Below are 23,572 nucleotides of genomic sequence, written 5' to 3' on the forward strand. Positions count from 1 at the left end.
TCAATGAAAAAAAAGGAAGCAAAATTAAAACTTCCTGTTAAAAAAAGTCTTACATTGACACTATTAATATTATCAATATTTGAAGCGGCTTGTATAATTATACAAGCTGCTTTTTTAGCAAAAGCCATAGTGGGTCTTTTTGATAAAAATTTTGATAATGTTGTAAGAGATAGTGTTCTTTTTTTAATAGGTTATATATTTAGAATAGTGTTTTTACACTTACAACAATATTTTACAGAAAATCATGCAATAACATTTGAAAAAGAACTTAGAAAAAAATTGCTAACAAGTTATTTTGATTTAGGACCTGATTTTACGTCAAGAGAAGGATCAGGGAAATTAGTAACCTTAGCAATTGATGGTATTGGAAAAGTTAAACAGTATTTTGAATTGAATGTATCAAAACAAATACGTGGAGCAATAATACCAACGTTAGTAGTTATTTTTATATTTTATACAGATTATGTATCTGCATTAATGATAATATCAGTGATACCAGTTATCGTAATTTTCATGATTTTACTTGGAATTAATGCTAGAGATATGGCAAACAGACAGTATAAAAAATATAGAGCTCTCTCTAATAACTTTATTGATACAATTCGAGGAGTAGAAACTCTTAAATTCTTAGGAGTAAGTAAAAATTACTTACCAATAATGGAGAAGAAAAATAGAGAATATCGTCAAAGTACGATGAAAACACTTAGTGTAGCATTTTTAAATAGCTTCGCATTAGATTTCTTAACCACTATAGCAATCGCACTTTTAGCGGTTAGATTAGGGATATTATTATTAGATGGTAGTACAGTATTATTGCCATCATTAACAGTATTATTAATTGCACCTGAATTTTTCCTACCGATGAAACAAGCTGCAACAGATTATCATGCAACGCTTGATGGGCAAATGGCTTATGAAGATATTAATAGAATGATAATTGATAATGAGAAAAATAAATCTGAGAAATCTTCTATTGAGAGTGTGGATAGTATTGAACTAAAAAATATAGGTTTAATAAAAGATGAGAAGAAAATTCTTGATAATATAACTTTATCTATAAATAAAGGTGAAAAAATTTGTCTTGTAGGACAGAGTGGAAGTGGAAAAACTTCATTAATATCAATATTATCTGGATTTAATGAACAAAGTGAAGGTGAAATATTAATTAATGGTGAAGTTACAAATCTAAAAAATGTACACTGGTCAAATAATATTTCGTATATTTCACAGTTTCCGTATATATTCCCTGATACAATTCGTAATAACATTTTATTCTATACTGATGAAAATGTTAGTGAAGAGTACTTAAAAGAAATTAGTAAATTAGTAGGATTAGACAAATTTATTTCAACTCTTCCGCAAGGATTCGATACTAACATTGGTGAAGGTGGACAAGAGCTAAGTGGTGGACAAGCACAACGTATAGCAATTGCTAGAGCTTTAATAAGTAATAGAGAAATAATTATTCTAGACGAGCCTACTAGTCATCTAGATATTGAAACAGAGTTCGAAATTAAAGAAAAACTGCTAGAGTTATTTATAGGAAGAACAGTTATTATAGCTACACATAGACTACACTGGTTAAATAATGTAGATTATGTGTTAAATCTAGAACAAGGAAGAGTTAGTGATTTCGAGAAAGTCGTAGAATTTAAAAATTCACCTCGATTTGATCAGTTAAAAGCTAATCTAGTAGGAGGTAGCTATAGTGAAAAATAATTCAATAGTAAGAAAAGAACTTAAAAAGAATAAAGCTGTCATGAGTGGAATAATCTTCTTAGGATTAATGTCAGTTATTAGTGGAGCAGCGTTAATGTATGTATCAGGATTCTTAATTAGTAAAGCTTCATTACGTATAGGAAATATCCTAATGTTACAAGTTCCAACTGTATTAACTAGAACATTCTCACTAGCACAATCAACATTTGCTTATATCCAAAGACTAGTAAGTCATAACTTAGTTTTAGGAATTATTGAAAAAATGCGAAGTAGGGTATATAAAATTTTAGAACCTAAAGCATTAAAACTTAAGAAAGAATATAAATCTGGAGATCTACTAGGTATTATTTCAGAAGATATTGAGAATATGCAAAATATTTACTTAAAAACAATCTTCCCTAGTATTATTTCGTTAGTATTATATGTAATATTTATTACGGTAATGTTTGGTTATGATATGAATTATGCAATCTTAGCATCTTTATTTGGATTATTCATAATATTTGTAGTTCCATTTGTGTCATTAACAATCACAAGAAAAAACTTCCAAATTATGAAAGAAGCTAAATATAATTTATATCGCGATTTTACTAGTGCGATTTTCGGATTAAGTGACTGGATTTCTTCTAATAAAGTAAATAAATTTATGGATGATTATCAAGCAAAAGAAGAAAAACTTCTAAAACGTGAAAGAAAAATTAAAACATTCGTTCACTTAAGAGAAAACTTTGTAAACCTACTTGCTGGAGCTACAGCATTCTTAATGATTTATAGCTGTTGGAATATGTCGATGAATAATGTTATCGAAAATGTATATATTGCATCATTTTGTATGATGGTATTATCAGTTCTTAGTGTAGCTGTAATTACGAGTGAAGCTGTTGCTCATATACCAGGTTACGAAGTATCAATCAATCGTGTAAAAGAATTTTACGCTCAAGAAGATAATGAACAAACTGAAATAACAGTAGCTAAAAATTCTGATGGAAATATTATTGATGTTAAAAACCTTTCGTTTGAATATGAGAAAGGTAAAACAGTTTTAAACAACTTATCACTTTCAATTAAGAAAGGTGAGAAAGTAGCGATATTAGGAAGAAGTGGTGTTGGGAAATCTACATTAGTAAAATTACTAACAGGTACATATACAGATTATAAAGGAGAAATAGTTGTACTTAATAAAAAACCAACAGAAACTATGTTAGGTACAGAAATCTCACTATTAAATCAGAAACCATATCTATTTGATATGACTATTAGAGAAAATTTAAAACTTGCTCTTTTAGACGCTGGCGTAGAAGATTCTGAAATTGAAAATAAAATTAATGACAGTTTAGAAAAAGCACAATTAACTAAACTACTGCAAAGTTTACCAGACGGAATAGATACTAATGTATTCGAAACTGGAAGTAGATTTTCTGGTGGAGAGCGTCAACGTATAGCTTTTGCCAGAAGTATAATTCAAAATAATGAATTATTACTACTAGATGAGCCAACAGTAGGTTTAGATCCAAAAACAGAACATGAATTATTAACTACGATTTTTGAATCTAGTAAAGATAAAACAATCGTATGGATTACCCACCATTTAAACTCTATCGAATATATGGATAGAATAATTTTCATTAAAGATGGAGAAATTGAAATGGATGGAACTCATAGTGAGCTATACGCAACAAATGACAAGTATAGAAAACTTTATGATATGGATAATATTGCATAATATTATTTGAAAAATTACGTTAATACTATGAATTAAGATGAAAGCTATGCTCTATTTAAGGGCATAGTTTTTTTATTTTATAAAAGTATAAAATAGGTATATATACATGTATAGATATATGTTAGAATATTATGTAATAGGGATTATATCAAATTTGAAAGGATAATAAAATGATAGTATTTGATAAACTTTGGCTTGAATTTACTAAATTCCCTGAGGTAACAGCAATAGTATTAGGGGGCTCTAGAAGTGGTAATAACTTTGATAAAAGTTCCGATTATGACCTCTATATTTATTGTACAAGCATACCTGATAAGGATTCTAGGAAACTAATTTTAGATAAATATTGTTCTTATATTGAATTAAATAATCAATTTTGGGAAGTTGAAGATGATTGTACTTTGTCTGACGGGATAGATATAGATATAATTTATAGAAATATTGATGAATTTGAGAAAAATATAGTAAATGTTGTGGAAAAACATCATGCTGGTAATGGATATACAACGTGTTTTTGGTATAATTTGAAAAATAGTAAAGTTCTTTATGATCCATATAAAGAATTTCATAAAATACAAGAAAGATTTTCAGTTCCATTTCCTAAGGAGTTAAAAGAAAATATTATTTCAAAAAATCTTCGTTTATTAACGGGGAACTTACCTTCTTATGATAAACAGATTCTAAAAGCATTTAGACGCGGGGATTTTGTTAGTGTGAATCACCGTATTGCTGCATTTATAGAATCCTATTTTGATATTATCTTTGCGGTAAATGAACTTACTCATCCTGGAGAAAAAAGAATGATATCGTACGCTAAAGAGCACGCTAAAATTCTTCCTAAGGATTTTGAAGAAAATATAAATGAATTATTAAATAGTATAGGAAGTACTTTAGAAGATGTGGAAAATAGCTTGAAAAATATTATAGAAAATTTAAAAGAAATTTTATCATAGATTTATTGTATAAATTTGAAAGGATATATTGATTGAATGATAGATCAATTCTATATATGATAAATCATATGATTGTATTTTATCAATTCAAAAATAAATTTATAGAATTTGAAAGTTTTGAAATTATTATTCAGAACTTTCTTTTTTAATATTCAATTACATTTATGATATAATAAGGAAGTTAATGTAAAATTAAATGAGTCTAAAAAAATAGGACACAAAATTGATTTTACAATGAATAATAAAATTTGATAGTATAGAAACATTGAGGTATGTATGCAAAAGAAAAATAAAATAATAATACAAGGAGCAAGAGAAAATAATCTAAAGAATATAGATTTAGAGATTCCACGCGATCAGTTTGTTGTTATTACTGGTCTAAGTGGTAGTGGAAAAAGTTCACTTGCATTTGATACTATATATGCAGAGGGCCAACGTCGATATGTAGAAAGTCTTAGCGCCTATGCGAGACAGTTTCTTGGAAATTTAGAGAAACCAGATGTTGATCTTATAGAAGGATTATCACCAGCTATATCAATAAACCAAAAGACAACATCGAAAAATCCAAGATCGACAGTTGCGACAGTAACGGAAATCTACGATTATCTACGTCTCCTTTATGCAAGAATAGGAGAAATTTATTGTCCAAATCATCATGAAAAGATAGAAAGTAGTTCTATAAGCCAAATTGTAGATGCAATTATGCAGATGCAAGAACGTAGCAGAATACAAATCGTAGCACCTATTGTAAAAGACAAAAAAGGTACACACAAGAAATTAATAGATAAATTAATAAAAGACGGATACATTCGCTTTAAAATAGATGATGAACTATTTGAAGTGGGTGATCTTCCAGAATTAGATAAGAATAAAAAACATTCTATTAGTGTTATTATAGATAGAATAGTAATCAAAGAAGGAATTGAAACTCGTTTAGCAGATTCATTAGAAACTTCATTAAATCTATCTAACAATGATTTAGTAGAAGTAGATGATGTGAAAGAAGAAACTACACAGTTATTCTCGACAAAATATAGTTGTAAACATTGTGATTTCACATTAGGTGATTTAGAACCACGTATCTTTTCATTTAACAACCCTCAAGGAGCTTGTCCTGAATGTGATGGGCTAGGGATGCACGAAACTGTTGATATTAATAAAATTATTGATAAAGACCTGTCGATAAATGAAGGTGCGATTCTAGTTTATAATAATGCAACATCTACATATTATCCAAGTCTAATAAAATGTGCATGTGAACACTTCGGAATAGATATGGATACTCCATTTAAAGATTTGAAAGATGAACAACAACAAATTATTTTATACGGAAACGATCAAGAGGAAATCACTCATAAATATATTAATGATGAAGGTATTCAACGTTCGCGCATAGTATATTTTGAAGGTGTAGCGAATAACATCCTTAGACGTTATAAATCAGGAATGACTAGAGCGACTAGAGAAGCGATGGCTAAGTATATTAAGGAAGACTCATGTCGTAGCTGTAAAGGTCAACGTTTAAAACCAGAGATATTATCGGTTTATGTTGCTGGGAAAAACATCGCAGAAATTTGTGAGATGTCTATCAAAGATAGCTATGAATTTTTCCAAAATATAAAATTAAGTGAAAAAGATTATGCAATAGCAAAATTAGTACTTAAAGAAATTAAATCAAGATTACAGTTTTTAAATGATGTTGGTCTAGATTATTTAACATTGGATAGATCTTCAGGAACATTGTCAGGAGGAGAAGCTCAGCGTATTCGATTAGCGACTCAAATTGGTTCGAAACTGATGGGGGTTACTTACATACTAGATGAGCCATCAATTGGATTACACCAAAGAGATAATGAAAAACTAATTAATACTATGTTATCTATGAGAGATTTAGGAAATACAGTATTAGTAGTTGAACATGATGAAGATACGATGATGGCTTGTGACTATATTGTTGACATTGGTCCTAAAGCTGGTGAACATGGTGGTCAAGTAGTGGCAGTTGGAACACCAGAAGAAATTATGGCTAATGAAAACTCTATAACAGGTGCATATTTATCAGGACGTAAAAAAATACCAATACCGACTGAAAGAAGAGAAGGTAATGGAGAAAATATAGTTATTAAAAAAGCAAGAAAAAATAATTTGAAAGACGTTAATGTGAAGTTCCCACTTGGTAAATTTATTGGAGTTACAGGAGTATCAGGAAGTGGGAAATCAACGTTAGTTAATGAGATATTGTTTAACTCTGTAAAAAATGTTCTTAATAAAGAAGAAATTGATACTACAGTAGTAAAATCGGTAGAAGGAATTGATGGTAATATTGATAAAATTATTGATATAGACCAAAGTCCTATCGGAAGAACCCCACGAAGTAACCCAGCAACTTATACTGGTGTATTCGATGATATACGAGATTTATACGCTAGTACAAATGAAGCAAAACTACGAGGATACAAAAAAGGACGATTCAGTTTTAATGTTAAAGGTGGTCGTTGTGAAGCTTGTAGTGGTGATGGAATATTAAAAATAGAAATGCACTTCTTACCAGATGTTTACGTGCCGTGTGAAGTATGTAAAGGAAAACGTTATAACAGAGAAACATTAGAAGTTAAATATAAAGGTAAGAGTATAAGTGATGTACTAGATATGACAATAAAAGAAGCTTATGAGTTCTTTGAAAACATTCCAAAAATAAAAAATAAACTTGAGACACTTGTTCATGTAGGACTTGATTATATAAGATTAGGTCAAAGTGCGACAACCTTGTCAGGAGGAGAAGCTCAAAGGGTTAAACTAGCGAGTGAACTTTATAAAAAATCTACAGGAAAAACACTATACATTCTAGATGAACCTACAACTGGATTGCATATTGATGATATTAGTCGATTAATCAAAATAATAGATAAATTAGTTGATGGTGGAAATACTGTTGTAGTTATTGAACATAATCTAGATGTTATTAAATGCTGTGACCACTTAATAGACCTTGGTCCAGAAGGTGGAGTAGGAGGAGGAACAATTCTAGCAGAATGTACTCCAGAAAAATTAATAAAAAACAATGAAAGTTATACAGGAAAGTTTCTGAAAAAACTTTTAAATTAATATAAACACATTAAATAAAATAAGTCTAAAACAAATTAATATTAGAAAAATATTTTTGTTAATTTTTCATTATGAAAACCTTTTAAAAATAAGGTTTTATAAAAAAATACACAAAACAAACACATGATTATACAAATTTTGAGGTTGTTTTACAAGTTTAACTGTGGTAAAATATAAATATAAAACTAAAGCGCTTGTATGACTTACCTCACATTCGGGCCTAACACTTTTTGAACGGGAACGAAAATCGCTTATCAGTATAAAATGCTTCCTTTGAGAAGACTTTAGAACGTAAGGCTATCGTGCCCACCTGATTATATCAGGACCAATTTAGGTAAGAATCTACGGCGTTTTGGTTTTTTTTAGACTGGTTATTCTAATTTCCAGTCTTTTTATTATTTGATTTTAGAAGAATATGGAGAATAAAATGTTACATCAATTTTCAAGAAATGAATTAGTAATAGGAACTGAAGGTTTAGAAATATTAAAAAATAAAAGAGTAGGAATACTAGGTATAGGAGGAGTAGGATCATTTGCGGCTGAGTCATTAGCCCGTTCTGGAGTTGGTTCATTGGTATTAATGGATAAAGATAATATTGATATTACAAACGTTAATAGACAAATTCATGCAACAACAGAAACAGTGGGTCACAGTAAAGTAGAAGAGATGAAAAAAAGAATTTTAGCTATTAATCCTGAGTGTGAAATTATAGCTATTCAAGACTTTTACACAGAAGATACTTATCCTGTCTTTTATGAGAAACCACTTGATTTCGTAATAGATGCATGTGATACGGTGACGTTTAAAATACATTTAATAAAATATTGTTTAGCTCACAATATACCAGTAATTAGTGTGATGGGTTCTGCAAATAAAATAGATCCAACAAAATTCCAAATTGCTGATATTAGTAAAACTACTGTTTGTCCTTTAGCAAAAGTAATAAGAATAAAACTAAAAAAAGAGAGAGTTCGTGGAAAAGTACCTGTAGTATTTTCTACAGAAAGTCCAACAATTGCGAATAAAGAATACCTAGAAAAAATTGGGAAACAAGATTCAGAAATACGTAAAGCTAAGATACCACCAGCTTCTAACGCATTTTGTCCATCAGTAGCTGGCCTTATAGCAGCTAATTATGTTTATACAACTTTATTAAAAAATATAAAAATATTAACTGTTGAAAAACCTGTTTAAAGAATGAAAACAACGCTAATTATAGCGTTGTTTTATTTTTTCTCAAGGTTGACATATCAGAGTTTATACTAATTTTTCTGTAAAAATTACACATAATTTGCAAACAGTATTTTATATTAGTATGAAAAAAAGGTTCGAAAATTTATAATTTAATTTGATTTTTTATAAAAAAAAAGGTATAATAGTTATAGATGAGAAAGGAGGATTACTTTGAAGAATAAAGGAACATTACTGGCACAAAACTTGAAAAAACTTCGAAAAATGAACAATTACTCTATGTCAACTGTAGCAGATAAACTAGAGTTATCATCTCATGGTGTTTATGCTAACTGGGAATACGGTCGAAACGAACCTAATGTAGCGACACTAGTATCTATTGCAAAACTGTATAACGTTTCAATAGACGAACTTGTGGGGTATAAAACAGAAAAAGGGGAACCAGATGAGTTGGTAGATACTCACTTTGAAGTAATTGATATGATTAAGTCACTTGATAGTGAAGATTGTAAATTAGTAGAAGAAGTTTTGAGAAGATTTAGGGGATATTCTTTTTCTAGAAATATAAATCTATAACAGACTCAAATACTTAGGCTATAGAGTTATAATGTAGTAAGTTAAATTAATAGTTTTTAAATATAGGCTAAGTAGTGATACTTAGCCTATATTTTCCTTTTCTTTAGGAAATGGGGTGATAGCTATTGATGTAAAGCTTTTAATGAATCGTATAATTAACGAATCAATAGAAAAAAGAGCCAGTGATATCCATATATACCCGCATATATCAGGGGATTCCTTTATACAACTCAGAGTGAATGGACACCTGAGTAAATATGAAAAATTTACTAACAGGGAGATTGAACAGATAATATCTTTGTTGAAATATAATGCCAACATAGATATTTCAAGAAATAAAGAACCTCAAAGTGGTCGTTTCGTTTATAACTATAACGAAAAAGATTATTTTTTACGCGTTTCTACCTTGCCGTTAAGTGAACTTAATGAAGGATGTGTAGTGAGGATTTTTATTAATGAATTAGAAGATGTTGATTACAGTATCTTCGAGGAAGATAATGAATTTATAAATAATCTTTCTAAAAGAGCCTATGGTTTGATACTATTTTCAGGACCAACAGGAAGTGGAAAATCAACATCAATGTATAAACTAGCTAGCGAATTAGCTAGTAGGGATAAACAGATAATTACCGTGGAAGATCCTGTAGAGAAAAACATACCGACTTTAATACAAATGCAAGTGAACGAAAAAGCTGGAATAAATTATGACAATGCTTTAAAATCAATCTTACGATGCGATCCAGATGCAATGGTAATCGGTGAAATAAGAGATTTTAAAACAGCAAGTCAAGTAATTACTTCATCATTTTCTGGACATTTAGTATTAAGTACAATTCATGCAGAAAATTCTATCGGTGTAATTAATCGATTGAAAGATTTAAACCTGTCATTAGAAGATATTAAGCAGACCATAATTTGTATAATTTCTCAAAGATTGGTCAACTTAACAAATGGAAAAAGAGGATTAGTAACCGAAATATTGAAAAAAGAAGATATTTATGATTATATAGATAATAATAAGATTATAGCAAACTCTTTAGAGCAAAAATTTCAATTAGCATGTGAGAAGGGGTTAATCACTACTGATGAAAAAGAAAAATGGGGATATTAAAAAAGCTCTAGATAAAGAGAATAAAATATATTTTATAAAACGTCTATATGAATTAATTGATCATGGATATATGCTAGAGGATTCTTTAGAATTTTTACTTATTCAATATGAAGTTGCTGATGACGAGATTAAAAAGATAAAAGAAAAACTCTCTAACGGAAGTAAATTATCCGATATATTGGGATATCTTGGTTATTCACAACTAATTGTTAGTAAAATAAAATTTGCTGAAGATTACGGTCGAATAGAAGATATGTTACTTGAAGTTGAAACATATCTAAAAATAAAAAAAATACAACAAGAAAAGGTAATAAAAACTTTACGATACCCACTATTTTTAACACTCACATTAATTTGCCTTATTATGGTCTTTAATGCGCTAGTAATTCCACAATTTGAGAACATCTATACTTCATCTAATATTAAGATGGATCTCCAAACTATTATATTAATCAAATCACTATATTACATTCCAAAAATTATTTCAATTATTTTTTTACTTATACTAATATGTATAGGATACACCTTTTATACAATTAAATATAAACCAAATCTATTTTTAAAATCTCTTTTATACATTCCTAAAGTAAGGAACTATTCTAAATTATATTTTTCTTACAGATTTTCTATGGAATTAAGTTTATTTCTTATGAGCGGATTTTCGTTAAAGACAGCTTTAGAAGTCATGGTTGAAGAAGACTATGATTATTACTTAACGCTCTTTTCTAAAGATATTTTAAATGAGTTAGATCAAGGTATAGGCTTCGAGGATGCAATCGGAAAGATTAAATACTTTGATAAATCTATGAGAAAATTTGTAAGCCATGGAAAAAATAATGGTTTGATTGACAAAGAATTAAAACTATTTAGTGAACTGATGCTAGATACTTTTCTAACATCGTTAGATAAAAACTTGAAAAAATTACAACCTATTTTATTTGGTATTTTAGCCGTAGTTATTGTCGGATTATACATGGTTATTCTTTTACCGATATTTAATATGGCTAGCTCTCTTAAATAAGGAGGAATATATGGAAAATATTATTAAAAAGTTCAAAAACAAAGATGGATTCACATTGATTGAAATGTTAATCGTTTTGTTTATAATTGCAATACTTCTAATTCTTATAATCCCTAATATTACTAAGAATATAGATACTGCAAAAGATAAAAGCTCTGAAGCTTATGAAAAAACGGTTCAATCCCAAGTAACAGCTTATGAAATCAATGAAAAAGACAAAGATGTTACTTTCGAAAAACTAGTGGAAAAACATTATTTAGATGGCCCAGCAGACAAAGCTAGTACAGCACCAAATGGTAAAAAAATAGTAATAGCTAATGGTAAAGCGACATTACAAAAATAGGCAGGGCTTCAGTTTAGTAGAAATGTTAGCTGTATTAATGATAGTAAGTATCATAGTAATAATATTATCAAGAATATCTATAAACACCTATGAAAAATATCAAGAAAGATTAGCGGTTAATGAATTAGTTTCAGAGATATACAATGTGCAAACGCGAAGTTTGAATGAAAGAAGAACATTTATCATTTTTTTTGTGAACGATGATAAGTACGATACATTTTATGATGATCATGAGCATTGGAAAAAAATTAAAAGAGTAGGAAAACCAAAGTTAGGAGGAGCCTCGGTTACATTTGAATACAGAAAGGGGAATCTAGTGTCTAAGGCAAATACTGTAGATGTACAGTTTGATAATAGTAGATATAGAATTATTGTTCATTTAGATACTGGATACATAACACTAGATGAAGTATAACAAAGAAGCTTTCACCTTTGTTGAAATGATAGGGGCACTATTTATATGCTCATTATTATTCGTGTTTTTGGTTCCGAATATGGTTCGCCAATACTCAAATCTAAATAAGATAGAAAAAGAATTAGAAATGAAGGAAATATTATATGAGGAAATTTGTAGTCATTACAAAAATCACATGTTCACAGTAATACGAGGTGACTATTACATAAGTGTAGATGAAAAATCAGCTAGAATAGAGGATGAACATACTGGTGAAAAAATTAGCTATAGTTAAGAACAAAAAAGGATTTACATTTCTAGAATTAACTGTATCACTGTTTCTATTAATAATTTTGACACTACTACTTATGTTAATTATACAAACAACTATGATGACTTCAAAAAGATTTCTAGATTATTCTAATTACGAATATGCACTTGCTCATAAAAAAATATTAGAAACGTATAACAATAGCGCTAAAGTCTATCAAGAAAGTAATTACATCATAATGAAAAGTAAAGATGATGTAGAAGATGTAAGAATTAACTTTAGAGGTGGCAGGATATATATAGATAAGTTCAAAGATTCCAATAACTTTGCAGGATATATTCTTGTGTTAAAAAATATGAAGAGTTATACATTATCACAAGAAAATGACATTATACATGTTTCAATTGTTGATAAAAGTGATCACGAACGAGAGATGTATTTGAAAGTCAAAGATGAAAAAACTGACAAAGAGAAAGAAAAAGAAAAGAAAGAAAAAGAAGAAAAGGCTAAAGAGGAAAAAGAAAATAAGAATAAAGAGGAAGAACATGATCATAATGAACACGAGAAGGAAGGTGAGTAAACTATGAAATTTAAAACAAATCATAAAAAAGCTAATGCCATAGTCGCCTCACTTTTAGTAACCTTGTTAGTAATAACAGTCCTCTTTAGTATTATAGGAATATACATAAATAAAATGTATAGTTTGAAAAATTTGAACGATTATTATGATAAGAAAATAGTACAGCAACTTCAAGAAAACAACAAATCTAAATAATATTGAGGCATCCTAATCTCGAATAATGAGGTTAGGATGTTTTGTGTTTATATGTTAATTGATTTCTAGAAGAGTGAGATATGGTTTAATGTAGATCAATTAGTGTCATAGAAAATTATAATATTTGTTGCTTTGTTTAAGTAAATGGTTTAAAATATTATTATATTGTCAAAAATTTAAAATTAAATTTTAAGGAGATTTTAATGGGTAAAAAATTATTGTTAGGATTAGTAGGTGCCGGAGCATTAGCAGCTATTGTATTTCACAAAAAAGAAAATCTTAGTTCAGAAGAACGTGCAAAAGTAGAAGAAGCTAAAAAGTATTTAGAAGAAAAAGGATATGTTGTAACAGGGAAATCTAAGTTTCCTGTTGGAGGTTTAAACATACTTTCAGTATCTTCATTACCAATGTATTATAAAGCTGCAAAGACTGTAGCTAAATTTATTTTATAAGATCATGTTTATACCAGAAAAAAATTATTCATTTTATGATGATAATCCAAAAGGTAAATTAACAATAAAAAAATTTGTAAAAGAAATGTATTATCGTCTTATGTATGATGAAATATCATTACTATCTGCAAATTTAAGTTATTATTTTATTTTATCGTTATTTCCTATGTTAATCGTAGCGTTGGCATTAACACCATACTTTAAAATCGACCAACAATTTCTATTAGAGAAGATTCAAAATTTCGCCCCTGGAGATTTAGGAGATTATCTTTTTGATATGATTTCTGAAGTATTAAATAATAAGAACAATACGATTATCACCGTAGGTATAGTATTTACTTTATGGTCTGCCTCTAGTGGTATTTATGGGATTATTATTGCCTTTAATAATGCATTTAGAGTTCGAGACGGAAGAATATGGATAGTAACAAAATTAATTAGTGTAGTAATTACAGCTTTGTTTTTAGTAGGAATGTTCGTAGTTCTTGCGCTTGTCGTATTTGGAAAACAACTTACATACTTATTATTCCACAAATTTAATCTAGATGAAGGTTTTTATAATTTATGGTCAGTTTTAAATTATAGTTTACCGATATTATTTACATTTATAGTATTTGTATTTTTATATATAATGGGACCAAACTTAAAACTAAAAGCTATTAGTATTTTACCAGGTTCTATATTTGCGACAGTTTCCTGGACTTTAATAAGTAGACTATTCGGATACTACATAGATCATTTTTCTAGCTATATTAAAACATATGGAACAATCGGAGCATTTATGGCGTTTATAATTTGGTTGTATATTACAGGATATATACTAATTATCGGAGCAGAAATAAATGCAATATTTCATAATTATAGAGTTGAACATAGAGTGTTTGAAGAAACTCATACTACAGAATAGAAAATAAATAGATAAAACATATATATAATAGACAAGTACAACCTTTGCTATGTACTTGTCTTTGTTTTTGTAAAATTATATAAATACACTATGAATGTCAAATATTTGATGTAATTAGCATACAATAGAAGTGCATAATTATATTAAAAGTTAGCGTTTTATAGTATAATAATAGTTAACAAATTTTGAATTTTGACTATAGAATGTGAGGAACTAAACCATGAAAAAAGAAATATATTTAGCAGGTGGATGTTTCTGGGGAGTAGAAGGTTACTTTGCGCAACTTGATGGAGTTTTATCTACAAGAGTTGGATATAGTAATGGTCAGACTGCAGAAACTACTTATCAAAATATTAAATCTACAGATCACGCAGAAGTAATTTACTTAACATATGATAACTCAGTATTACCATTAAACGATGTATTTCGTCATTATTTTAGAATTATCGATCCAGTAAGTGTTAATAAACAAGGTGGAGACAGAGGTCGCCAATACAGAACTGGTATTTACTACGTAGATGAAGAAACAAGAGACGGAGCTGTTAAGTTTATAGAAGAACTTCAAAAGAATTATACTAAGAAAATTGCTGTAGAAGTAGAAGCGGTAAATAACTATATTGATGCTGAAGAATATCACCAAAAATACTTAGAGAAAAATCCTACAGGATACTGTCATGTAGACTTAAGTTTAGCGAAAAAAAGCTTATAATTTATTAAAATAAGTTTGAAATAATCACTAAAAAAAGGTAAAATATAATTAGGTATAAATAAGAAAATAAGGAGTTATAAAATGACAAATATTTTAATTTTTGGACATAAAAATCCAGATACTGATACAATTTGTTCAAGTATTGTATACAACAACTTAAAAAGAATTCAAGGAATGGATACAGAAGCTGTAAGACTTGGAGAAATCAATGATGAAACAAGATATGCTCTTGAGTACTTCAACGTACGCTTACCACGTTTAGTAGACGAAGTAGCAGAAGGACAACATGTTATTTTAGTTGACCACAATGAATTCCAACAGTCAGCTAATGGAATTGAAAAAGCAGTTATTCGTGAAGTAATCGATCACCACCGTATTGCAAACTTTGAAACTGCTGGACCACTATACTACCGTGCTGAACCACTTGGATGTACAGCTACAATCTTGAAAAAAATCTATGAAGAACAAAGTGTTCACATCGATAAACAAATGGCAGGATTAATGCTATCAGCAATTATTTCTGACTCATTATTATTCAAATCACCAACATGTACTTTACGTGATAAAATTGCAGCAGAAGAATTAGCAGCTATCGCTGAAGTAAACATTGAAGAATATGGTTTAGCAATGCTTAAAGCCGGAGCTTCAACAACTGACAAAACTGCTGAAACATTAATCTCATTAGATGCTAAAGAGTTTGTTTTAGGTGCTGATAAACTAGTAGTAGCTCAAATCAACACAGTAGATGCGAACGAAGTAGCAGTAAGAAAAGCAGAATTAGAAACAGCTATTAAAGCAGAATTAGATTCTAAAGGATTAGCAGCATACGTATTTGTAATCACAAATATCTTAACTTCAGATTCAGAAGTATTAGTATTAGGAGATAAACAAGATAAAGTTGCTGCTGCATTTGGAAAAACTCTTGAAAATGACTTTATGACACTAGAAGGTGTTGTATCTCGAAAAAAACAAGTAGTTCCTCAAATTACAGAAGAGTTTTCAAAATAATTTTTAAAAATATAAATTTAAGAAAGTGAGGACATTGCTTCTCACTTTCTACTTTATATAAATAACAAGAAGAAGGAAAAATATGTATACATTTAAAAAATTATATTGGCCTATTATAAAAAAGGTCATATTAAATACATTTATTGTAATTGCCTTTTCTGGTTTGACTAAAGGAAGTTTGCGAGTCGATCATCCAGTATACGGATTTTTAGGAGCATTACTTATTACTATTTTATTTATATTAGTTCGACCTATATTATTGATAACTATAATGATATCAATATTTAGTTTAGGATTATTTTCGTTATTAATTAGGACGTCACTAGTATATTTAGTTTCTTTTATATTGTCGCCACATTTTGAGATAATGTCCTTTTGGACAGCTTTTGGCTTGGTGATAATTATTATGCTATTTAACTTTATATTAAATACAAATGATAGAAAGATAGTAATAAAAACATTTAAAAATAAATAAAAGGAAAAAAATTATGCCAAAAATTACAACAAGAGATCTTGTAGAAAAATTAAATCTAGAAATTGTTAGTGGGGAAAAGGGACTGGATAGAGAAATAACTACTGATGAATTATCACGTCCAGCTTTACAACTTGCAGGATATTTTTCTCATTATTCACCACAGAGAATTCAAATATTAGGAACTAGTGAATTATCATTTTTTAAATTAATTCCTGATATTGAGAAAAAATCAAGAATGAGAATGCTTTGTACAAGGATAACTCCATGTATTATTATATCAAGAGATTTAGAAGTTCCTAAAGAATTAGAGGAAGCTGCAGATCGATACGATACACCAGTTTTAAGATGTCACCAAGATACTACAAAACTTATGGGGAATATTTCAAACTATCTTAGAAAAGAATTTGCACCTGCAACTTCAGTTCACGGTGTGTTCATAGAAGTTTATGGTATTGGAGTATTGATTACAGGAGAAAGTGGAATTGGTAAGAGTGAAATAGCTCTAGAGCTTATTAAACGTGGACACAGATTAGTAGCTGATGATAGAGTTGATATTAAAGAATTTGAAAAAGGTTATTTAATAGGAAGCTGCGAATCAACGCTAATAAAACATTTATTAGAAATTCGTGGATTAGGTATTATTAATGTAATGACACTATTTGGTACTGGTGCAGTAAGAAGTGATAAGAGATTACAATTGAATGTACACTTAGAAACATGGAATGATCAAAAACAATATGATCGTATAGGATTAGGAGATGAACATAGAGAAATTCTTAATTCTAAAATTGAAAAGAAAACAATTCCTGTAAGACCAGGTCGAAACGTAGCAATCATTATAGAATCTGCAGCGATGAACTACAGATTAAATCAAATGGGAATTAATACTGCTAAAGATTTTACATCAAGACTAGCAGAAGAAATAAAACAAAATAATATGAATAATGGGGTGAACTAAAATGACATTAGGTTTCTTAGATCCGGTTGCATTTCATCTATTCAGTAAGCCTGTCTATTGGTATGGAATAATAATTGCTACAACAGTATTTTTTGCGTACTTGCTTGCTGATAGAGAAGCGACTAAACGAGGATTAAAACAAGATACAATGTTAGATCTATTACTAATAGCTTTACCAATAGCATTTATCTTTGCTCGTGCTTATTATGTAATATTTAGATGGGAATATTACGCTGGAGACTTTAGTAGTATGATAGCTATCTGGGATGGTGGAATAGCCATTTACGGTGGTTTAATTGGAGGATTTTTAGTACTTTACTTTTTTGCGAGAAGAAGAGGGGTAAAAATAATCAAACTATTAGATATAGTAGCTCCAAGCTTATTAGTAGGACAAATGTTAGGACGTTGGGGGAACTTTTTCAACCATGAAGCATACGGTGAAATTGTTACTAAACAATATTTAGAAAACAGATTTATACCGAACTTCATTATTGAAAATATGTACATTGATGGTGCATATCGTCAACCAACATTCTTATATGAAAGTTTATGGTGTTTAATAGCACTGGTAATACTATTATTAATACGTAATAAATTAGCTCAAAGTGAAGTATTTGCTGCATATTTAATTTTATATGGAGTAGAGAGATTCATTGTAGAAGGAATGAGAACAGACTCACTTTATATTGGAAGTCTTAGAGTATCTCAAGTCCTTTCGCTAGTATTTGTAGTGGGAAGTTTGGTATACTTAATAGTGCTTAATACAAAATTCAAAGATAAGAAGATTTTGTATAGAGAATCATAATAAAGAAGGTGGAAAATATGTCAGAAAAAATTTATGACTTAATTATCGTTGGAGCAGGTCCAGCAGGTATGACAGCTTCAATCTATGCATCACGTGCAAATATGTCAGTGTTGATGTTAGAAAGAAAATATCCAGGTGGTCAAATGTTATCAACAGAAGAGATTGAAAACTACACAGGATATGAAATGGTAACAGGTCCTGAACTATCAGAAAAAATGTTCGAACACTCTAAGAAATTCGGAACAGAATTTGCTTTTGGAAATATTACAAAAGTTGGTGAAAAAGACGGACTTAAATATGTTGTTGCAGGAGAAAAAGAATATGTTGCTAAATCAATAATTATTGCGACAGGTTCAGAGCACAGAAATCTTGATGTTCCTGGTGAAGAACAGTTCTCAGGAAAGGGTGTAAGTTACTGCGCAGTATGTGATGGTGCATTCTTTAGAAACAAAGAAGTAGTAGTTATCGGTGGAGGGGATTCAGCGGTAGAAGAAGCTTTATATCTATCTAATTTAGCAGCAAAAGTTACGATTGTACACAGACGTGATGAACTGCGTGCACAAAAAATTCTTCAAGATAGAGCATTTGCTAAAGAAAATATCGAATTCGTATGGGACAGTGTTGCATATGAAATTAAAGGTGAAAGAAAAGTTTCATCTATTGAAATTAGAAATGTAAAAACTGGAGAAGAAAGTTCAATTTCAGCTGATGGTGTGTTTATCTATGTTGGTATGTTACCACAAACACAAGATTTCAGAGATATAGGAATTACTGATGAAGCTGGATATATTCCAACTAACGAAAGATTAGAATCATCAGTACCAGGAATTTTTGCTGCAGGTGATGTTCGAGTAAAAGAAATTCGCCAAGTAATTACAGCAGCTTCTGATGGTGCGATTGCAGCTCAAAGTGCATATAGCTATGTAGAAGGTTTAGAATAAAAAAGAAGAAGAGAGGTTCAAAATTGAGCCTCTCTTCTTTTACTTAATTTTAGCATTATATTTTAAAACTTACCTTAAGTAAAAACTGTGGACCTATTAAGAGCCACAGTTTTTAATATTTTATATCTTATCCTTTGAAATCAAAAATACTCTTACGTTTACCGAAGTCAAATTTCATATGATTATTAGAATTTACCATTTTATCTCTAAAATTATTTACTGGAATTTCTTCATTTTTACCAGAAGGATATGATCTCTTATAAACTTTTGAATTAGTTTCAGCATCGAAATCAAAAGCATCAGTTTTTTCTAGCGCCAATCCATCACTGTTTAGTTTATAGAATGTATACCCATGGACTTTCGCACCACCTGAACCATATACTTGGAAAATTTTATCCTTAGTTATTGAAAGTGTTGTTCTTTCTCCATTTACTCTTTCAGGTGTAATACGTACTACTTTATTATCTTTGTCTAGAGTATATACATCCATTGGACTATATTCGTTTGGTTTATCCTTACTAGCTTCAGTGAATAGTAATAGTTCATCAATTCCGTCACCATTAATGTCGAAGAAACCATAGTTAAGGAAGTTATTACCAACTTGTTTTTCACCAAAAACTTTATAATTAGTAATGGCTACTGTATTAACATCTTTAGCATCATTTTTACCTCCACTTATAACATCTTTATAATTTTTTAGGACACTAGCATAAGCAGTTTCGTAGTTATCGGGTTTCTTACGTTGATTATTGTCTTTTTTCTCGTCTTTTTTATCATTGTTTTCGTTAGAAGAACTTTCACCGAATTTCTTCACTGATTGCCAATTTTCATTATCAAATTTTATCACTTCGGCAATAGGGAAAGTATCATTAAATTCTTTCTTAGAGTTGTATTCTTTATTATTTGTAATATCTTTGTATTTACTATCATCAGCATCTAGACCAGTGAAAGTAATGACGTTTGTTTTCTCCAGTTTATCTCCATCATTAGAGAATTTTAGGAAATTGTATTCTCCAGTGTCTTTATCGAATTTTCTAATTCTTATAGTTTTATCTTTAAATACTGCTGAACCAGAATTGTTATTAGATCCATCAACACCAAGTTTATTAAGAATAGCACTATCGATAGTCTCAGGATTAAATAATCTTATAACTTTGTGTTTTTTATCAAATGTATAAATATCGAATGGGTTATTAGGTTTATCATTTCTAGAAATGATAAGTTCTTTTCTGCCGTTACCATCGATATCGTAGAAAACATATTTAATATAATCATCATTTTTCTTCTCTTTAATAGCAGCTTTTAATGCTTCAACATTTATTGAACTATCAGCATTGTCAGGATTGTTAATAGCATCCTTATATTTTTGAATAATTGTTCCATATATTTCAATCTCATTTACTACTTTTGGTTTAGAATGTTTAGAGTAATAATAATATCCACCACCAGCAAGTAATAATATACCTAGTAGAGAAGAAACAGTTGCGACTAATTTCCCTTTTGATTTTTTCTTAGTTTGTTTAGGAGAATGGTTAAAATTCTTTGGATTCATTATTGGAGGAATTGGAGGTATATTATCTCTTTTTTGGTTATTTTTGTTTTGATAAGAACTTTGTTGATAATTTGCTGAATTCCCTTGAATTGAATTGTAATTTTGAGTATTACTTTGTTGGTTATTATTAGAACTTGTTTGATTTACATTATAATTTTCAACGTTTTTTTGTTCATTTGAAGTAGGTCCTTGATTATAACTGCCATAAGAGCCCGTAGTGTTACTTTGTTGATAACTTTGACTATTATAGTTAGCTTGTGTTTTATCTTGGTCAGAATATTTAAGGTTCTGGTTATTATTTACTTGATAATCTTGCTCATAGTTAGTTTGTACGCTAGTATTTTGCTGAGTATAATTGAAATTATCTTGTTGATAGTTTTGATTGTAGTTGTTTTGTGTATTATTTTGTCCAGAATAACCAAAATTTTGAGAATTATCTTGTTGATAATTATTATAATATTGATTTGTATTTTGAGTATTGTAGTTATATTCGTTTGAATATTGTTCTTGTCCAAAACTATTTTGAGAATTATATTGATTATAATCTTGATTATAGTTGTTATAATCTTGATTATTGTACTGATTATTATAATAATTTTGGTTGTAGTTGTTATATTCTTGATTATAATTATTGTACTGTTGATTATAATTTCCTAAATTAGGATCTTGTTCAAAGTATTGATTAGAATTTTGATTATAATATTGGTTATTATTTTGATAATATTCATTATAATTTTGTCCGCTATTTTGATTATAATTTTCATAATTACCATTTTGATTATTATTGTTAGTTGGCGAATTATTATTATTTTTATTCATAAACATTTCTCCTTGTTATCTTATAATTAATATTATAAAAAGTTATTTAAAGAAAATCAAGAAGTCGAAGGAAAATATAATCTAAAAATAACTGTAAAAATTATAAGTTGCACATTATGTTAGAGAAAAATAGAATGAAAAATAAGAAGTAACTAAAGTTTCAAGTTACTTCTTATTAAATAGATATTATTTGTTATTTTTTCTTGCTAAGTAAGGCATGATTAATCCTAATGAAAGTAGAACGATTGGAGTTACAATATTCATAACTGTTTGGAAAGAACTTTCTGGAGTGTACATACCAGAAATACAAGCAAAGGCTGTTAAGAAGAAACACCAAGCACCTAGTCCCATACCTACAAATTTATTTTTAACAAATTTGTATTCAGATTGGAATTTTTCAGCTGATTTTTTTAAGAAGATATATGCAGCAAATACCCATAGGTAACGTAATGGCATAGTAACAGCATTAAGTTTAACTAACCATCTGAATAAATCATTAACTTCTTTAATTCCGAACATAGGGATAATTAGTAGGATTGAAACAATTACTCCTACAAGTTTTAATCCATTTACATACACATCATTTTCATTTTTAACTAATAATTTTTTAGGAATGTATTTTTCATCAGAACTACTTAATAACATACGAAGTGGAGCATCGATTGAGATAATAACAACAGAAACTTGTCCGATTAAATCAACGATCGCATAGATAACTAAGAATAAGTTACCAACACCGTAGTAGTTACCTAAAGTTTGGAACGCGTAGTAAGTTCCGTTAGTTAATAAATCTTTAGGAATGTTATTTGTATCGAACATTAACGCAAGGGCGAATGTTCCTAAAATAGCTGTTGTACAAACCATAACAACTAAGGCGATCATTCCACGTGGGAAGTCTTTAGATGGATTTTTCATTTTATTTACATAAGGAGAAATCTTCTCACAACCACCGACCGCAAAGACTAATATGGCAATCGAAGTTATGTATTTAATATCAAATGTTGGCATGAATGTATCTAATGACCAATCGATATTAAATGTTTTTGCTCCAGTAATAGATGGTGCTGTGATAGCCATAACAACGAATAATAATGACATAATAAACATTGATGATCCAGCTAACATAGCCATTTTTTTAATTAAGTTAACTCCACGAGCTGCTAAGAATAAAGCTACTAAGAAAATTACCAGTGAAATAATTTGTAAATATGTGATATTCATTTTACTAATACGATTATCACGGAATACTGTCCAGCTAAACGCTGCGATAATACGAGATGGTTTTTGTGAAATATAAGGCATGTGTACGACCCACATTGTCCATCCAGTATAGTAAGCAAGTAATTTACCATGTGTAGAACTTATCCAAGAACTAACACCTCCACCTGCATCTTTGAAAGTAGAACCTAGCTCACCAACTATTAATGAATACGGAATAAAGTATATAACAAAAATTAAAATCCAAGAAACTATAGATTTTAATCCGCCGAACTCAGAGTATCCATTAACAACATTCCCGAACGCCCAAACCGTAGAGAATGCCATGAAGGCTAGAGTGTACCAAAAAATCTTTTTTGCGTCCTTCTCCATTAAGAACCTCCTAATAATATAATTTTTCTAATCACTGCAAAATTCGCATTACTAAAATACTAGCATAGTATACATAATTATTCAAGTAAAAACAAAATAAATTAAACTAAAATTTTTTTATTTGAAAATAAAATACTGTTTTATAGAAAATATATAAAATCAAAGTGTTTGAT

23 protein-coding genes and 1 other RNA gene are annotated in these 23,572 nt (G+C 29.2%); 22 read left to right on the forward strand and 2 right to left on the reverse strand.

Annotation, left to right across the window (positions count from 1 at the left end):
* The first annotated feature begins 3 nt into the window (after positions 1-3).
* The 22 genes from cydD to trxB all read left to right on the forward strand — a co-directional run bounded on the left by cydD (position 4) and on the right by trxB (position 19,438).
* Positions 4-1,719, forward strand: a complete 1,716-nt coding sequence (gene cydD, locus ACWOA3_RS01750) for a thiol reductant ABC exporter subunit CydD (RefSeq protein ID WP_456883877.1) — start codon at positions 4-6, stop codon at positions 1,717-1,719.
* On the forward strand, positions 1,709-3,442 hold the full coding sequence (cydC, locus tag ACWOA3_RS01755; RefSeq protein ID WP_003146290.1) for a thiol reductant ABC exporter subunit CydC: 1,734 nt from the start codon (positions 1,709-1,711) through the stop codon (positions 3,440-3,442). The genes cydD and cydC overlap by 11 nt, the downstream gene beginning before the upstream one ends.
* 170 nt (positions 3,443-3,612) lie before the next feature.
* Positions 3,613-4,395 carry a DUF4037 domain-containing protein gene (locus ACWOA3_RS01760; RefSeq protein ID WP_456883878.1) on the forward strand — a complete coding sequence of 261 codons (783 nt, stop codon included), beginning with the start codon at positions 3,613-3,615 and terminating at the stop codon, positions 4,393-4,395.
* A 276-nt stretch (positions 4,396-4,671) separates the two neighbouring features.
* Positions 4,672-7,500, forward strand: coding sequence for an excinuclease ABC subunit UvrA (gene uvrA / locus ACWOA3_RS01765; protein ID WP_456883879.1), 2,829 nt, complete (start codon positions 4,672-4,674; stop codon positions 7,498-7,500).
* 179 nt (positions 7,501-7,679) lie between these two features.
* A non-coding RNA gene (gene ssrS, locus ACWOA3_RS01770) (6S RNA) lies at positions 7,680-7,863 on the forward strand.
* A gap of 64 nt (positions 7,864-7,927) precedes the next feature.
* Entirely contained in the window at positions 7,928-8,695 is a 768-nt protein-coding gene (locus tag ACWOA3_RS01775) for a tRNA threonylcarbamoyladenosine dehydratase (protein ID WP_456883880.1), read from the forward strand.
* A 210-nt stretch (positions 8,696-8,905) separates the two neighbouring features.
* Positions 8,906-9,268, forward strand: a complete 363-nt coding sequence (locus ACWOA3_RS01780) for a helix-turn-helix domain-containing protein (protein ID WP_003146283.1) — start codon at positions 8,906-8,908, stop codon at positions 9,266-9,268.
* A gap of 142 nt (positions 9,269-9,410) precedes the next feature.
* Positions 9,411-10,379 (forward strand): competence type IV pilus ATPase ComGA, encoded by a 969-nt coding sequence (comGA, locus tag ACWOA3_RS01785; RefSeq protein ID WP_456883881.1) that lies wholly within the window; start codon positions 9,411-9,413, stop codon positions 10,377-10,379.
* A complete protein-coding gene (gene comGB, locus ACWOA3_RS01790) occupies positions 10,354-11,400 on the forward strand; it encodes a competence type IV pilus assembly protein ComGB (RefSeq protein ID WP_003146281.1) in 1,047 nt (348 codons plus the stop codon). The genes comGA and comGB overlap by 26 nt, the downstream gene beginning before the upstream one ends.
* 10 nt (positions 11,401-11,410) lie before the next feature.
* Complete coding sequence (gene comGC / locus ACWOA3_RS01795; protein WP_003146279.1) at positions 11,411-11,743, forward strand: competence type IV pilus major pilin ComGC; 333 nt, start codon at positions 11,411-11,413, stop codon at positions 11,741-11,743.
* Entirely contained in the window at positions 11,718-12,158 is a 441-nt protein-coding gene (locus ACWOA3_RS01800; RefSeq protein ID WP_003146278.1) for a prepilin-type N-terminal cleavage/methylation domain-containing protein, read from the forward strand. The genes comGC and ACWOA3_RS01800 overlap by 26 nt, the downstream gene beginning before the upstream one ends.
* Positions 12,148-12,432, forward strand: coding sequence for a hypothetical protein (locus ACWOA3_RS01805; RefSeq protein WP_003146277.1), 285 nt, complete (start codon positions 12,148-12,150; stop codon positions 12,430-12,432). Before ACWOA3_RS01800 ends, ACWOA3_RS01805 begins: the two co-directional genes overlap by 11 nt.
* A complete protein-coding gene (locus tag ACWOA3_RS01810) occupies positions 12,410-12,988 on the forward strand; it encodes a hypothetical protein (protein WP_003146276.1) in 579 nt (192 codons plus the stop codon). The genes ACWOA3_RS01805 and ACWOA3_RS01810 overlap by 23 nt, the downstream gene beginning before the upstream one ends.
* A gap of 3 nt (positions 12,989-12,991) precedes the next feature.
* The gene (locus ACWOA3_RS01815) at positions 12,992-13,183 is read left to right on the forward strand and encodes a hypothetical protein (protein ID WP_035466785.1); all 192 of its coding nucleotides are present in this window, start codon (positions 12,992-12,994) and stop codon (positions 13,181-13,183) included.
* Positions 13,184-13,386: 203 nt separating this feature from the next.
* Positions 13,387-13,635: a hypothetical protein gene (locus tag ACWOA3_RS01820; RefSeq protein ID WP_442565807.1), complete on the forward strand. Its 249-nt coding sequence runs from the start codon at positions 13,387-13,389 to the stop codon at positions 13,633-13,635.
* Between the two features lie 4 nt (positions 13,636-13,639).
* The gene (locus tag ACWOA3_RS01825; RefSeq protein ID WP_456883882.1) at positions 13,640-14,542 is read left to right on the forward strand and encodes a YihY/virulence factor BrkB family protein; all 903 of its coding nucleotides are present in this window, start codon (positions 13,640-13,642) and stop codon (positions 14,540-14,542) included.
* 220 nt (positions 14,543-14,762) lie between these two features.
* Positions 14,763-15,251 (forward strand): peptide-methionine (S)-S-oxide reductase MsrA, encoded by a 489-nt coding sequence (gene msrA, locus ACWOA3_RS01830; RefSeq protein ID WP_003146273.1) that lies wholly within the window; start codon positions 14,763-14,765, stop codon positions 15,249-15,251.
* A gap of 81 nt (positions 15,252-15,332) precedes the next feature.
* Entirely contained in the window at positions 15,333-16,259 is a 927-nt protein-coding gene (locus ACWOA3_RS01835; RefSeq protein ID WP_003146272.1) for a manganese-dependent inorganic pyrophosphatase, read from the forward strand.
* Positions 16,260-16,341: 82 nt separating this feature from the next.
* The gene (locus ACWOA3_RS01840; protein WP_003146271.1) at positions 16,342-16,734 is read left to right on the forward strand and encodes a phage holin family protein; all 393 of its coding nucleotides are present in this window, start codon (positions 16,342-16,344) and stop codon (positions 16,732-16,734) included.
* A 13-nt stretch (positions 16,735-16,747) separates the two neighbouring features.
* Positions 16,748-17,692: an HPr(Ser) kinase/phosphatase gene (hprK, locus tag ACWOA3_RS01845; protein ID WP_003146270.1), complete on the forward strand. Its 945-nt coding sequence runs from the start codon at positions 16,748-16,750 to the stop codon at positions 17,690-17,692.
* Between the two features lies 1 nt (position 17,693).
* Positions 17,694-18,497 (forward strand): prolipoprotein diacylglyceryl transferase, encoded by an 804-nt coding sequence (gene lgt / locus ACWOA3_RS01850; protein ID WP_456883883.1) that lies wholly within the window; start codon positions 17,694-17,696, stop codon positions 18,495-18,497.
* A gap of 17 nt (positions 18,498-18,514) precedes the next feature.
* Complete coding sequence (trxB, locus tag ACWOA3_RS01855) at positions 18,515-19,438, forward strand: thioredoxin-disulfide reductase (protein WP_456883884.1); 924 nt, start codon at positions 18,515-18,517, stop codon at positions 19,436-19,438.
* Between the two features lie 127 nt (positions 19,439-19,565).
* Here the strand turns inward: trxB and ACWOA3_RS01860 are convergent, their stop codons facing one another.
* Both ACWOA3_RS01860 and ACWOA3_RS01865 read right to left on the reverse strand, forming a co-directional pair.
* Positions 19,566-21,809 (reverse strand): hypothetical protein, encoded by a 2,244-nt coding sequence (locus tag ACWOA3_RS01860; RefSeq protein WP_456883885.1) that lies wholly within the window; start codon positions 21,807-21,809, stop codon positions 19,566-19,568.
* Positions 21,810-21,995: 186 nt separating this feature from the next.
* Complete coding sequence (locus ACWOA3_RS01865; protein ID WP_172497841.1) at positions 21,996-23,399, reverse strand: APC family permease; 1,404 nt, start codon at positions 23,397-23,399, stop codon at positions 21,996-21,998.
* Positions 23,400-23,572 lie beyond the last annotated feature (173 nt).

The sequence above is a fragment of the Gemella taiwanensis genome (assembly GCF_054054385.1).

Excerpts from the sequence above, each read along its gene's own strand:
- ACWOA3_RS01835 (WP_003146272.1), top strand. The coding sequence starts at position 15,333 with ATGACAAATATTTTAATTTTTGGACATAAAAATCCAGATACTGATACA.
- hprK (WP_003146270.1), top strand. The coding sequence starts at position 16,748 with ATGCCAAAAATTACAACAAGAGATCTTGTAGAAAAATTAAATCTAGAA.
- ACWOA3_RS01815 (WP_035466785.1), top strand. The coding sequence starts at position 12,992 with ATGAAATTTAAAACAAATCATAAAAAAGCTAATGCCATAGTCGCCTCA.
- ACWOA3_RS01760 (WP_456883878.1), top strand. The coding sequence starts at position 3,613 with ATGATAGTATTTGATAAACTTTGGCTTGAATTTACTAAATTCCCTGAG.
- comGA (WP_456883881.1), top strand. The coding sequence starts at position 9,411 with ATGAATCGTATAATTAACGAATCAATAGAAAAAAGAGCCAGTGATATC.
- comGB (WP_003146281.1), top strand. The coding sequence starts at position 10,354 with ATGAAAAAGAAAAATGGGGATATTAAAAAAGCTCTAGATAAAGAGAAT.
- ACWOA3_RS01775 (WP_456883880.1), top strand. The coding sequence starts at position 7,928 with ATGTTACATCAATTTTCAAGAAATGAATTAGTAATAGGAACTGAAGGT.
- comGC (WP_003146279.1), top strand. The coding sequence starts at position 11,411 with ATGGAAAATATTATTAAAAAGTTCAAAAACAAAGATGGATTCACATTG.
- lgt (WP_456883883.1), top strand. The coding sequence starts at position 17,694 with ATGACATTAGGTTTCTTAGATCCGGTTGCATTTCATCTATTCAGTAAG.
- ACWOA3_RS01840 (WP_003146271.1), top strand. The coding sequence starts at position 16,342 with ATGTATACATTTAAAAAATTATATTGGCCTATTATAAAAAAGGTCATA.
- ACWOA3_RS01860 (WP_456883885.1), bottom strand. The coding sequence starts at position 21,809 with ATGAATAAAAATAATAATAATTCGCCAACTAACAATAATAATCAAAAT.
- ACWOA3_RS01805 (WP_003146277.1), top strand. The coding sequence starts at position 12,148 with ATGAAGTATAACAAAGAAGCTTTCACCTTTGTTGAAATGATAGGGGCA.
- ACWOA3_RS01820 (WP_442565807.1), top strand. The coding sequence starts at position 13,387 with ATGGGTAAAAAATTATTGTTAGGATTAGTAGGTGCCGGAGCATTAGCA.
- trxB (WP_456883884.1), top strand. The coding sequence starts at position 18,515 with ATGTCAGAAAAAATTTATGACTTAATTATCGTTGGAGCAGGTCCAGCA.
- ACWOA3_RS01825 (WP_456883882.1), top strand. The coding sequence starts at position 13,640 with ATGTTTATACCAGAAAAAAATTATTCATTTTATGATGATAATCCAAAA.
- ACWOA3_RS01800 (WP_003146278.1), top strand. The coding sequence starts at position 11,718 with ATGGTAAAGCGACATTACAAAAATAGGCAGGGCTTCAGTTTAGTAGAA.
- msrA (WP_003146273.1), top strand. The coding sequence starts at position 14,763 with ATGAAAAAAGAAATATATTTAGCAGGTGGATGTTTCTGGGGAGTAGAA.
- cydD (WP_456883877.1), top strand. The coding sequence starts at position 4 with ATGAAAAAAAAGGAAGCAAAATTAAAACTTCCTGTTAAAAAAAGTCTT.
- uvrA (WP_456883879.1), top strand. The coding sequence starts at position 4,672 with ATGCAAAAGAAAAATAAAATAATAATACAAGGAGCAAGAGAAAATAAT.
- ACWOA3_RS01865 (WP_172497841.1), bottom strand. The coding sequence starts at position 23,399 with ATGGAGAAGGACGCAAAAAAGATTTTTTGGTACACTCTAGCCTTCATG.